The organism is Enterococcus sp. AMC1252 (assembly GCF_058216515.1).
On record NZ_CM177097.1, the window covers coordinates 1,289,482 to 1,301,316 of the forward strand.

Annotated in this window: 13 protein-coding genes and 1 other annotated feature; of the genes, 10 read left to right on the plus strand and 3 right to left on the minus strand. The window is 37.2% G+C overall.

Going from position 1 to position 11,835, the window contains the following annotated elements; genetic code table 11:
* Positions 1 to 38 precede the first annotated feature (38 nt).
* Positions 39 to 473 (plus strand): hypothetical protein, encoded by a 435-nt coding sequence (locus tag AC4BB5_RS05975; RefSeq protein WP_490458454.1) that lies wholly within the window; start codon positions 39 to 41, stop codon positions 471 to 473.
* Positions 474 to 874: 401 nt separating this feature from the next.
* On the opposite strand, the gene AC4BB5_RS05980 is transcribed toward AC4BB5_RS05975, so the two are convergent.
* Together AC4BB5_RS05980 and AC4BB5_RS05985 are read right to left on the minus strand one after the other, a co-directional pair.
* Entirely contained in the window at positions 875 to 1,036 is a 162-nt protein-coding gene (locus tag AC4BB5_RS05980) for a hypothetical protein (RefSeq protein WP_490458455.1), read from the minus strand.
* Between the two features lie 32 nt (positions 1,037 to 1,068).
* Positions 1,069 to 1,425: a hypothetical protein gene (locus AC4BB5_RS05985; RefSeq protein WP_490458456.1), complete on the minus strand. Its 357-nt coding sequence runs from the start codon at positions 1,423 to 1,425 to the stop codon at positions 1,069 to 1,071.
* A 150-nt stretch (positions 1,426 to 1,575) separates the two neighbouring features.
* Positions 1,576 to 1,834 (plus strand) — a binding site (T-box leader).
* Between the two features lie 147 nt (positions 1,835 to 1,981).
* Here AC4BB5_RS05985 and AC4BB5_RS05990 point away from each other — a divergent pair.
* Positions 1,982 to 3,262 carry an O-acetylhomoserine aminocarboxypropyltransferase/cysteine synthase family protein gene (locus tag AC4BB5_RS05990; RefSeq protein ID WP_490458457.1) on the plus strand — a complete coding sequence of 427 codons (1,281 nt, stop codon included), beginning with the start codon at positions 1,982 to 1,984 and terminating at the stop codon, positions 3,260 to 3,262.
* 45 nt (positions 3,263 to 3,307) lie between these two features.
* Here the strand turns inward: AC4BB5_RS05990 and AC4BB5_RS05995 are convergent, their stop codons facing one another.
* Positions 3,308 to 3,901: a CGNR zinc finger domain-containing protein gene (locus tag AC4BB5_RS05995; RefSeq protein ID WP_490458458.1), complete on the minus strand. Its 594-nt coding sequence runs from the start codon at positions 3,899 to 3,901 to the stop codon at positions 3,308 to 3,310.
* A gap of 133 nt (positions 3,902 to 4,034) precedes the next feature.
* Between AC4BB5_RS05995 and AC4BB5_RS06000 the strand changes: the two genes are divergently transcribed.
* The 8 genes from AC4BB5_RS06000 (at position 4,035) to AC4BB5_RS06035 (ending at position 11,685) form a co-directional block, all read left to right on the plus strand.
* A complete protein-coding gene (locus tag AC4BB5_RS06000; RefSeq protein WP_490458459.1) occupies positions 4,035 to 4,154 on the plus strand; it encodes an HPP family protein in 120 nt (39 codons plus the stop codon).
* Between the two features lie 45 nt (positions 4,155 to 4,199).
* Entirely contained in the window at positions 4,200 to 5,216 is a 1,017-nt protein-coding gene (gene gap / locus AC4BB5_RS06005; protein ID WP_490458460.1) for a type I glyceraldehyde-3-phosphate dehydrogenase, read from the plus strand.
* A 580-nt stretch (positions 5,217 to 5,796) separates the two neighbouring features.
* Positions 5,797 to 7,320, plus strand: coding sequence for a 2-isopropylmalate synthase (locus AC4BB5_RS06010; protein WP_490458461.1), 1,524 nt, complete (start codon positions 5,797 to 5,799; stop codon positions 7,318 to 7,320).
* On the plus strand, positions 7,320 to 8,366 hold the full coding sequence (leuB, locus tag AC4BB5_RS06015; RefSeq protein ID WP_490458462.1) for a 3-isopropylmalate dehydrogenase: 1,047 nt from the start codon (positions 7,320 to 7,322) through the stop codon (positions 8,364 to 8,366). Before AC4BB5_RS06010 ends, leuB begins: the two co-directional genes overlap by 1 nt.
* A gap of 1 nt (position 8,367) precedes the next feature.
* The gene (gene leuC / locus AC4BB5_RS06020; protein ID WP_490458463.1) at positions 8,368 to 9,744 is read left to right on the plus strand and encodes a 3-isopropylmalate dehydratase large subunit; all 1,377 of its coding nucleotides are present in this window, start codon (positions 8,368 to 8,370) and stop codon (positions 9,742 to 9,744) included.
* Positions 9,744 to 10,331, plus strand: coding sequence for a 3-isopropylmalate dehydratase small subunit (leuD, locus tag AC4BB5_RS06025; protein WP_490458464.1), 588 nt, complete (start codon positions 9,744 to 9,746; stop codon positions 10,329 to 10,331). Before leuC ends, leuD begins: the two co-directional genes overlap by 1 nt.
* 78 nt (positions 10,332 to 10,409) lie before the next feature.
* Positions 10,410 to 11,156, plus strand: a complete 747-nt coding sequence (locus tag AC4BB5_RS06030; protein WP_490458465.1) for a class I SAM-dependent methyltransferase — start codon at positions 10,410 to 10,412, stop codon at positions 11,154 to 11,156.
* Between the two features lie 34 nt (positions 11,157 to 11,190).
* A complete protein-coding gene (locus AC4BB5_RS06035) occupies positions 11,191 to 11,685 on the plus strand; it encodes a hypothetical protein (protein WP_490458466.1) in 495 nt (164 codons plus the stop codon).
* The last annotated feature ends 150 nt before the right edge of the window (positions 11,686 to 11,835 follow it).

The window sequence follows — 11,835 nt, forward strand, 5'->3', positions numbered from 1 at the left end:
TAAAATTGAGTGATTACTAAAAGAAAGTAGGAAAGACAGTGAAACCAAATTTAGGCTATTATGTTCAAAACATCAATGATATTGTAAAAGAAACAGAGGAAGTCGGAGAAAAAATGAACGATTATTACGAAGAAGTTCGTAAAGCAATCGATGAAGGCAAGGCGACTGAATTAGCACCAGAAAGAATCGCAGAAATTCAACGTATTTTCCAAGAGGGAACGAAAGAATACACAACAATGTTGGAAAAAGTTTCTCAATTACGTCCACCAGCACGCGTAATGGGAATCCACAAAAAATTCGAACGTTCATATATCGAGTATTTAGCTGGATGTAACGAAATGATTTTATCTTTAGACCCTGAAAAAGGCATAGATATTGATTTATTCAACAACTCAGAAGAAAAACAAGATAAAGCAACAGATGATATTTCATTTGCAATCACTCGAATGAGTAATCTTTTGTTGAAAAAATAAAAAAATAAATGGAAAAATGACAAAAAAAAGCGAGATTTAATTTTATTTTAATGTTATTTTTAGTAGACAAAGGAAAAAATGTGTTGTATTATATATTCATACCAACAACAACCTTTTTATTTTTCATTTTACTCTTATTGAGTAATACTCCTTTTCCATCGGCCTTTTCAGCCGGTGGTTTTTTATTTTTACTTTTTAACCTTTTTTATCATTTTATTAATATATGTTTATTTTTTGTATTTTAAAATAAATGGAGTTATTTTATATATGTTTGAATTAACCGTTACGTAGGGGATTATTTGTTAAATGATAAAAAAATACTTCAAAACATAGAAAAAAGACTAAAACAAAACTTAAGTGTTTTGCTTTAGTCATTAAAGATCTAACTACAATTATCCGTATCAATTTTCTACATTACGAACATAATCATCAAAATACTGAACAAGATCAGATTTGATCTTTTGGTATTCCTCTTCTGTGTATTCACGCTCTTCGATTGTTCCATTAAAAAATGGAATTTCCAACTCTTCGCGCAAGCGATCTACGACTTCGCTTTGATCCATTTGGGCACCTTCTTTACCTGTTGTCTACTCTATTATAAAACATTAAAATCATTCGTCAACTGCTCAAAAGAATCTTTCATAGCTGTTAACTTATTATAAAGTAGAATGCTATCATCTTCTTCAAGGAGAAAGACTTGTTTCAATTCAAAATAGAAATCTTCAAAGGCTTTAAAAAAAGGGTGAACTTGCGCCGCAGTCAATTCACTGTTGCTGTAGTAAAACACACGTACACTGTGATAGTAAGTGAATACCTCGTTAATATTTAAAAGAATACGTGTATCTTCAGGACGTGGACGGCTAGTGACTAAATCATATAACGTTAAGCTTTTTGTGTGAATCTCAGATAGATAAGATAAAAGTAATTCTACTTTTTCATTATTCGTTGACATTAAATCGACCTCCAATTTCTCTAATTATAATAAAAAATGGGAAGAAAGAGAAATAGGATACTCAATTACCAAGAAATATTTAGAAAAAATGAAAATAATAGAAAAAAGTTGACAATAAAATGAGGATGTTCTAATATTAGTTTTAATAAAAAAAACTCATTGAAAAGAAGAGTAAACAAGCAGACATTGGAATCTAGCGGATTGTTTTAATTCAGCCAGAAGTAGAGAGCTTTCGTTTGGTGAAAGAAAGTAATGAACACTTGTCGAAAATGATCTTGGAGAGGAAAAATCATTTTGATTTTTACGGTAGCTCCCGTTAAAAAGGCACCAAATCAAGAAGAAATTCGGCGTTTGGATCGAGATGGAAATAATTTCCAATAAAGGTGGTACCGCGACAGTCGCCCTTTGCTAGCATAATGCTAGTAGGGGGCGGCTTTTTTAGTTCCTTTTTAATGAGAATAGTAGAAAGAGGTGGTCATTATGCAAGAAGGTGACATGCGCATCAAAAACGTAAAAAAGATAAATAGAATAAAAAATAGAAAAGGAATGAAGCATAATGACAAAGACTGACTATCAATTCGAAACAATCCAAATCCATGGTGGGCACACGCCAGACAAAGAGACTAATGCAAGAGCTGTTCCAATCTATCAAACAACATCTTATACATTTGATGACACGCAAGATGCAGCCGAAAAATTTGCGTTGTCTAAAGCTGGAAATATCTATACTCGAATTACCAATCCTACAACAGCAGTGTTAGAAGATCGTTTGAATGAATTAGAAGGCGGTGTCGGAGCGGTGGCGGTAGCTTCTGGAACAGCAGCTGTTACTTACGCGATTCAGAATCTTGCAAGTAGTGGCGATCATATCGTTTCAGCTTCAACGCTATATGGTGGAACGTTTAATTTATTTGCTCACACATTACCAGAGTTTGGGATCACAACAACTTTTGTTGATCCAGATCGATTAGCGAATTTTGAAGAAGCCATCAAAGAAAATACAAAAGCCATTTTTGTAGAAACAATTGGAAATCCAATAACGAATGTAGCCGATTTAGAAGCTATTGCGAAAATAGCACATCAACATGAACTTCCATTGATCGTTGATAATACTTTTGCAACAGCCTATTTAAATCGTCCGTTTGACTTTGGTGCGGATATAGTTGTTTATTCTGCGACAAAATTTATTGGGGGACATGGTGTTGCTTTAGGTGGAGTCATTATTGACTCAGGCAAGTTCAATTGGGGCAACGGGAAGTATCAAAAATTAGTTGATCCAGATCCAAGTTACCACGGACTTTCCTATACAAAAGATGTAGGAGCCGCAGCTTATATCACTCGCTTAAGGGTGTCGTTATTAAGAGATACTGGAGCTGCGATTTCACCATTTAATAGCTTCTTATTGATTTTGGGGTTAGAAACATTATCATTGCGATTGGAACGTCATGTAGCAAATGCTCTAACCGTTGCTGAATTTTTGAATAAGCATCCAAAAGTCGAATGGGTCAATTATCCAGGTTTAGTTGATAATCACTATCATTCACTTGCAGAAAAATATTTGCCAAAAGGTTCAGGTTCAGTCTTTACTTTTGGGGTGAAAGGTGGAGCTGAGGCAGGGAAAAACTTGATCAATCATGTCGAACTATTTTCACTTTTAGCCAATGTCGGTGACGCAAAATCATTGATTATCCACCCTGCTTCAACAACGCATTCTCAATTAAGCGAGGAAGAATTAAAAGCTTCCGGAACCTCTCCAGAATTAATTCGCTTATCCATCGGGATCGAGAATATTGAAGATATTCTGAGGGATTTGGAACAAGCGTTAGAAAAAATATAGCGAAAAAAGGTGAACAAAACAATTATATGTTTTGTATCACCTTTTTTATATTTGCTTATTTAACGTTTGCTTTTTTCGTTTTGTAAAAGCTTCGACTTTATGACGATTTCCACAAATTTTCATTGAGCACCACTTTCTACGCCCAGTAAGATCCAAAAATAGCAATACACATTCAGGATTAGTACAGCGACTTAGTTTATGAATATCACCACTAGCAATAAGTTGAGCCAAATCTAGTAAAATCAATGATTTAAATGAATGAAAATCAATCGTTATTGGTATGAGTGATAAGGTATCATTAACGATCTCTACACTGAAAGGAGATGCTTTTGTTACTGTTTCAATCAAATTTAATAGTTCATTTTGAGGATTTTCCCCAATAATCAATGCAGATAATTTTTCATGTAGCAAATCTCTAAAAGTAATGAGTGTAGAATAATTATCGGCTTTTTCAAAATAGGGTTTAAATAGTGATAATTGATATGAGTAATGACTATTTTTTTTAATTTCGTGATCAAACCAGTTAGCTAAATCACTTTTTGAGGCGATCAATTCTGTGATTTTGCCGTTTTTTGAAATTTTTGTGTTGATGAAATCTAATAGTAAACAATCAGATACATCCGGAAAATAATGAGACAAAAGACTCCCTCCTCTTTAATCAAGTATGATTTTATCATAAGTCAATTATTAATGCTAATAACTAACCTGTTAAAAATACGTTGACAGGTTAGTTCGGGCTGACCTATAATAGCCCTTAAAGGAGGTTGGTTTTTTGACGGGTTGGAATTTTCTATTTGCACCTGTGTTAATCGGCTCTGTGGTCGTTGTAGTCATTGCCTTAGTTGTCAATAATCTAAATAAAAAAAGAAACTACCCGACGTTTTGTCTGTAAATTTTTTAAATCGTAATTGAATATAAAAAAGAGAGGAATGTTACTATGACAATAAAAGTAGGAATCAATGGATTTGGACGTATTGGACGTTTGGCGTTTCGCAGAATCAAAGAGGTATCGGATCAAATTGAAGTGGTAGCAATCAATGATTTGACTAGCCCAAAAATGTTGGCTCAGTTATTGCAATTTGATTCAACTCATGGAGCATACAATGGTAAAGTTAGTGCGACAGAAGATGGGATTGTTGTGGATGGTCATGAAATTAAGATTTACGCACAAGCGGATGCCCGTCAGTTAAATTGGGTAAAAGAACAAGGGGTAGAGATTGTTTTAGAATGCACAGGATTTTACACCTCGGAGGCAAAAGCGCAAGCACATGTAGAAGCAGGGGTAAAACGTGTTCTAATTTCAGCTCCTGCAGGTGATATGAAGACGATAGTTTATAATGTCAATGATGATATACTGACTTCAAAAGATACCATTATTTCTGCAGGATCTTGTACAACCAACTGTTTAGCATTGATGGCTCATCATCTAAATAATGAATTTGGTATCGAAGTTGGCACAATGACGACAATTCATGCTTATACTTCAACACAGATGTTGTTGGATGGACCAGATAAAGGGGGAGATTTACGAGCTGCTCGTTCAGCTGCAGTCAATACGATTCCTCATTCCACTGGTGCAGCGAAGGCGATTGGGTTAGTCATTCCTGAATTAAATGGACGATTACAAGGTCATGCCCAGCGTGTTCCCGTTGTAGCAGGTTCTTTAACAGAATTAGTGTCTATTTTTAAAACAAAAGTAACTGCTAAACAAGTAAATGAAGCCATTCAAAAACATACAGTAGATAATCCTTCTTTTGATTATGATGATCGGCAAATTGTCTCCAGTGATGTCATTGGTTCAACTGCGGGCTCGATTTTTGATCCTACACAAACTGAAGTGACAACAGCAGGAGAGGCTCAGCTAGTTAAAACAGTTGCATGGTATGATAATGAATATGGGTTTGTCTGTCAGATGATTCGTTTGTTGGAAAAATTTGCACGTTTAGAAAACTAAACTTGGATTAATCGAATAAAAGGCTTGAAGAGTATAGACTGTAGTTAGTTTATGCTCTTTTTTAGGTTTCATGTTTAACCAATTAAAAATTGACTTTCTTAAAAAATTCTCATAAAACTATTGACTTTGATTTAAAAGTTCTGTATCTTTAACACTATAGTTTGAATTATTAAAAAATTCTGACAATAAAGGATGTTGAAGATGATGAAAAAACAAACAACGACAATTACATTCTTATTATTACTGAAGGACTCATCACACTGATTTCTAGAAACCAGCTGTAGCACAGCTTTTTCTTGTCAGAGGTTGAGAGTCCTGTTTACGCATTGCATGAACGGGATGACAGAACATCCCATATTCGTGGGATGTTTTTTTATTGCAAATCACAGCGATTGCTTGCAGAGCTGATGATGCGCAATACTTGGCGAGCGAAGAGAGAGAAGTTTCATTCGTCTAAATCACAGCGACTGCTTGCAGAGCTGATGATGCGCAATACTTGGCGAGCGAAGAGAGAGAAGCCTCATTCGTTTCATTTAACCTAATAATTAAAAAATGAAAAATTTGAAGGGACGTATGAAAAATGAAAAATATCCAATTCTTTGACACCACTCTAAGAGACGGTGAACAAACACCAGGAGTAAATTTCAACACTAAAGAAAAAGTCCAAATCGCCAAACAACTAGAAAAATGGGGCATTGATACGATCGAAGCGGGATTTCCGATTGCATCAGTTGGTGATTTTGAAGCAGTCAAAGCAATCGCAGAAAACGCCGAAAAAATGACCGTTGCGGGTCTGGCACGCTGCCAAAAAGCTGATATCGATCGTGCGTATGAAGCCTTGCAAAATGCTAAGTACCCGCAAATTCATGTATTTCTAGCAACAAGCCCAGTGCATATGGAATTTAAACTAAAAATGACACCAGATGAAGTGATTGCTTCTATTAAAGAACATGTTAGTTATGCTAAAACCAAATTTGAGAAAGTTCAGTTTTCACCAGAAGATGCGACGAGAACAGACAAACAATTTCTATTAAAAGCCGTTCAAACCGCTATCGATGCAGGAGCTACTATCATCAATGTCCCAGACACAGTTGGTTATTCTAACCCAACAGAATACGGTGCATTATTCAAATTTTTGCTAGAAAATATTCAAAGCGACCAAGAAATCATTTTTTCTTCTCATTGTCACGATGACCTAGGAATGGCGACGGCGAATGCCTTAGCAGCCATCGAAAATGGGGCTTGTCGAGTAGAGGGAACAATCAACGGCATCGGCGAACGAGCTGGCAATACCGCACTTGAAGAAGTAGCCTTGGCGCTATATATCAGAAAAGATTTCTATCAAGCACAAAGTAATATCACATTGAACGAAACCAAAAGAACCAGCGATCTTGTCAGTCGTCTATCTGGCGTAGCGGTACCAAGAAACAAAGCAATCATTGGAGCGAATGCTTATGCTCATGAATCAGGTATTCATCAAGATGGTGTACTAAAAAATCCAGATACTTATGAAATCATCACACCATCACTCGTTGGTGTAAACGAAAACTCATTGCCGCTAGGAAAACTTTCCGGTCGCCATGCATTTGCTACTAGAATGGAAGCACTAGGCTACCAACTAACAGAAGATGAACTAAAAGATGCCTTCAAACGTTTCAAATCGTTAGCAGACAAAAAGAAACAAGTTACAGAAGACGATTTGATTGCGCTAATGGTTGGACAATCGCAAGAATGCAGTGAAGATTATCGTTTAGAACGTGTTCAACTACAATACGTTTCTGATGGTAGCCAAGGTGCGATCGTTTCCATCAATACAGGTGAAGATGAGAACAAGACGGAATCTGCGATCGGCTCAGGTAGTATCCAAGCAATCTATAATTCTATTGATAAAATATTTGTACAAAAACCAGAACTACAAGAGTACTACATCAAAGCCATCACAGGCGGTGAAGATGCACAAGCAGAAGTTCATGTGACCTTAGCAGATACTGAAAATAATAAACTGTTTAATGGCATCGGCATTGATTTTGATGTCCTACAGGCTTCAGCAAAAGCCTACGTCAAAGCGAGTGAACAATTTCAAAAAGAAGTGAGGAAAGCCTAATGACTAAAAAAATCGTAACATTGCCAGGAGATGGCATCGGAGCAGAAATCATGGATAGCGCACTAAACATTTTAGCTGAAATCATGATTCAAGATAATCTAGATTTTGACATTGAACGTTTTGCCTTTGGCGGTGCGGGTATCGATGAACAAGGCGATCCACTACCAGAAGCAACCTTAAAAGCTTGCGAAAATGCAGATGCAATCCTACTGGGTGCAATCGGCGGTCCAAAATGGGACAATGCGCCAAAACGTCCCGAACAAGGTTTGCTTAGTTTAAGAAAAGCTTTGGGACTTTTTGCAAATATCCGTCCGATTTCCGTGCCAGATGCAGTAGTTCACTTATCTCCTTTAAAAGAAGAAAATGTTCGAGGCGTTGATTTTGTAGTCGTTCGTGAACTAACAGGTGGGATCTACTTCGGTGAAAAACAACTAGGGGAAACAGAAGCTTCTGACCTATGTACCTATTCAAAAGCTGAGATCCAACGCATTATCAGAAAAGCCTTTGAAATCGCCCGTACTAGAAATAAAAAAGTCACATCTGTCGATAAAGCCAATGTACTAGCAACAAGTAAATTATGGCGTCAAACAGCAGAAGAAGTCGCACAAGAATTTCCAGATTGTATTTTAGAACATCAATTAGTCGATTCAGCAGCAATGGTCATGATCCAAAAACCAAAAGCTTTTGACGTGATCGTCACAGAAAATCTATTCGGTGATATCCTAAGTGATGAAGCATCAGTGATTCCAGGATCATTGGGCATGATGCCAAGTGCTAGTCACAGTGAATTTGGTCCATCATTATATGAACCAATCCACGGTTCAGCACCAGACATCGCTAATCAAAATATTGCTAACCCAATGTCGATGATTTTGTCAGTAGCGATGATGTTACGTCAATCATTTGGTTTAGAAAGCTCAGCAAAAAAAATCGAAGAAGCTTGTGATCGTGTGATGAATCAAGGAATTCTAACAACGGATCTAGGTGGTAAAGCTACTACAACAGACTTTACCGAAGCCGTAATAAAAGAAGTGAGAGGTGCTTAATATGGGAAAAACACTATTTGATAAATTATGGGAACAACATGTGGTATCAGGCGTTGCTGGAGAACCACAACTATTATATGTCAATCTTCATCTAATCCATGAAGTAACCTCACCACAAGCCTTTGAAGGACTTAGAGAAGCGGGCAGAAAAGTTCGCCGACCAGATAGAACCTTTGGTACGATGGACCATAATGTACCCACGAAAGATATTTTTAATATCACAGATTTGGTAGCAAAAAAACAAATCGAAGCCTTACAGAAAAACTGTGAAGAATTTGGTGTAACACTTTGCGATAACGGCAGTGACCGTCAAGGAATCGTGCATATGGTAGGTCCCGAAACAGGCTTGACACAACCAGGAAAGATCATTGTTTGTGGCGACTCTCATACCGCAACTCATGGCGCATTCGGAGCTTTGGCGTTTGGTATCGGTACAAGTGAAGTGGAACACGTTTTTGCCACACAATGTATTTGGCAAAATAAACCAAAATCAATGGGGGTCAAAATCACTGGAAAACTTGCAAAAGGCGTGTATGCTAAAGATATTATTCTAGCTTTGATTGCAAAATATGGTGTTGATTTTGGCGTTGGACATGCGGTTGAATTTTACGGGGAAACCATCGAAAATCTAACGATGGAAGAACGAATGACTATCTGTAACATGGCCATCGAAGGTGGCGCAAAAATGGGCATGATGGCGCCAGATGAGAAAACCTTTGACTATGTGCGTGGCAGAGAATATGCACCAGAAGATATGAATGCGGCGATTGCTGATTGGAAAAAACTACCAAGCGATCCAGATGCTGTTTATGATACCAATCTTGAATTAAATGCAGACGAATTGGTGCCATTTGTCACATGGGGCACCAATCCAGAAATGGGCATTCCTATCACAGGTACATTTCCAGAAATCAAAGACATGAATGACGAACGTGCCTATAACTATATGGATCTAAAACCAGGACAACGTCCGTCAGATATCGAAATCGGCTACGTCTTTATCGGCTCATGTACCAACGGTCGTCTATCTGATTTGGAAGAAGCAGCTCGTATTGTCAAAGGTAAAAAAGTCAAAGAAGGTATCACAGCAATCGTAGTACCAGGTTCAAGACCTGTAAGAAAAGCAGCTGAAAAAATCGGTTTGGATAAAATCTTCACCGAAGCAGGCTTTGAATGGAGAGAACCAGGTTGCTCCATGTGTCTAGGCATGAATCCAGACCAAGTACCAGCAGGCGTTCACTGCGCATCAACGTCCAATCGGAATTTTGAAGGACGTCAAGGAAAAGGTGCGAGAACTCACCTTTGCAGCCCAGCGATGGCGGCAACTGCTGCAATAGAAGGAACATTTAAAGACATTAGAGAGGAGCTTGGTGCATAATGGAGGCATTTACACAACATACAGGAACCACGGTTCCACTAATGAATGACAATATCGATACCGATCAAATCATTCCAAAATCATTCCTAAAACGAATCGAAAAAACAGGTTTTGGCGAGTTTTTATTTGATGAATGGCGTTATTTGCCAGACCGTACACTAAATCCAGACTTTACGTTGAATGAACCACAATATAAAGAAGCGACCATTTTGATTTCTGGAGATAACTTTGGTTCAGGCTCATCAAGAGAACATGCGGCGTGGGCATTGGATGATTATGGATTTAGAGCGGTGATTGCGGGAAGTTTTAGTGATATATTTTATATGAATGCGACGAAAAATGGACTATTGCCGATTGTGTTGAAACATGTTGAATTGGATGCATTGGCAAACCTTGGAGCTGATGAAACGATCACAATCGATTTGCCGAAACAACAAGTCATTACACCGAATGGAACATATTCCTTTGAGATTGATGGCACTTGGAAACACAAGTTGGTGAATGGGTTGGATGATATTGCCATCAGTTTGACGCACGATGATGAGATTGCGGCTTATGAAGCGAAGATACCAGCATATTGGCAATAAGTAATAGGAAAATGGCTACATCGATGAATAAATTTCGGTGTAGCTTCTTTTCATTACATCGTTAGGAGTGTAGAATCAATGGAATGGGATGCGAAAAAATATAATACGACACATGATTTTGTTTTTAAATATGGCGCAAGTTTGTTGGAATTATTGCCGAAAGAATCGAAAAAAGTGTTGGATATTGGTTGTGGAACGGGAGAATTGACGAAGCAAATTGAGGAACTTGGGCATGAAGTGACGGGAATCAATCAATCGGGAAATATGATCAATCAAGCAAAAGAGAGCTATCCTGAGTTGACATTTTTACAGGAAGATATTTTAAATCCGTCGGATCAAATCGGGCTGTATGATGTAGTTTTTTCAAATGCAGTTTTTCATTGGATTCCTGATCAAGATTTGTTATTGAAGAATATCGGTGAGCATCTAAAGGTCAATGGACAGTTGATTTGTGAGTTTGGTGCAGTAGGGAATGTTCTGGCGATTAGAGAAGCTTTTGGGTATGAGTTAAATGTGCTGGGCGTACCTTTGGAGGAGCCGTTTTGTTTTACTTCGGTTGAGGAGTATCGTGTTTTACTTGAAAAAAATCATTTTGAGGTTGCGAAAATTTTGGAATATGAACGGTCGACACCGCTTAAAGGTGGTTGGTCTGGTTTGAGTGAGTGGATGGCACAGTTTTGCGCTGCTGAGTTAGAGAAATTGTCTGGAGAACAGAAAGAGAAGGTTCTTGAGAATATGGCGCGAGAGTTGAAGCCAAAATTGTGGAACAAGGATCATTGGGAAGCGGACTATCGGCGATTGAGGATAAAGGCTTTGAAATTGTAAATAAAGTTAGTAAGAAAAATAAGGAGAAAAGGGAATGAAAAAGAAGATAGGGCTGTTAGTGATAGGTATTATTTTGGCCGTGATCAGCTTATCGTTTCGAAAAACAGGTGAAAATGTTGAATCGGTTAATAAATCAGAACGAAAAAAATACGGAGAAACGATCTTTAATTATATGAAAGCAGAAACGTATTTTAATTCTGAAACAGTACAAGCTAGTCCAGAAGTTAAAAAAATCAAATTGACTTTAACATTTTATGGGCAAGATATCGATAAGGAAAGGGTAATCGTTTATCTCAACCAAAAAGTTTTAGGGCTTAATGAATCTGGACAAGATGTTTATGGCTCAAATTCCCCTGTAATTTATACACTTGAAAAACAAAAGAATGGCTACAAAGTAGCTTATTATGAAGAACCGAGGGATGGTTCATTCTATCAAGAGGATATTAAGAGAATGTTTCCAGAAAAAAAGTTTGGGTTATGGGATAAATTAAAAAGTAGCGACATAACTTTTGAAGAAGAGGTAAAATAAAATTCAATTAATCTAATAAATAGTTAAAGTAAGAGCGATCATTTAATGAGGGCTCTTATTTTTTTATTATCTATACTTTTTTTCGAAATTAAAATGACAGAGTAGATAAATATGCTAAACTATTAATGAGGAGAAGACAAAATAAATTAT

Coding starts and splice junctions, on each gene's coding strand:
- AC4BB5_RS05980 (WP_490458455.1), bottom strand. CDS start 1,036: ATGGATCAAAGCGAAGTCGTAGATCGCTTGCGCGAAGAGTTGGAAATT.
- AC4BB5_RS05985 (WP_490458456.1), bottom strand. CDS start 1,425: ATGTCAACGAATAATGAAAAAGTAGAATTACTTTTATCTTATCTATCT.
- AC4BB5_RS05990 (WP_490458457.1), top strand. CDS start 1,982: ATGACAAAGACTGACTATCAATTCGAAACAATCCAAATCCATGGTGGG.
- gap (WP_490458460.1), top strand. CDS start 4,200: ATGACAATAAAAGTAGGAATCAATGGATTTGGACGTATTGGACGTTTG.
- AC4BB5_RS06010 (WP_490458461.1), top strand. CDS start 5,797: ATGAAAAATATCCAATTCTTTGACACCACTCTAAGAGACGGTGAACAA.
- leuB (WP_490458462.1), top strand. CDS start 7,320: ATGACTAAAAAAATCGTAACATTGCCAGGAGATGGCATCGGAGCAGAA.
- leuC (WP_490458463.1), top strand. CDS start 8,368: ATGGGAAAAACACTATTTGATAAATTATGGGAACAACATGTGGTATCA.
- leuD (WP_490458464.1), top strand. CDS start 9,744: ATGGAGGCATTTACACAACATACAGGAACCACGGTTCCACTAATGAAT.
- AC4BB5_RS06030 (WP_490458465.1), top strand. CDS start 10,410: ATGGAATGGGATGCGAAAAAATATAATACGACACATGATTTTGTTTTT.
- AC4BB5_RS06035 (WP_490458466.1), top strand. CDS start 11,191: ATGAAAAAGAAGATAGGGCTGTTAGTGATAGGTATTATTTTGGCCGTG.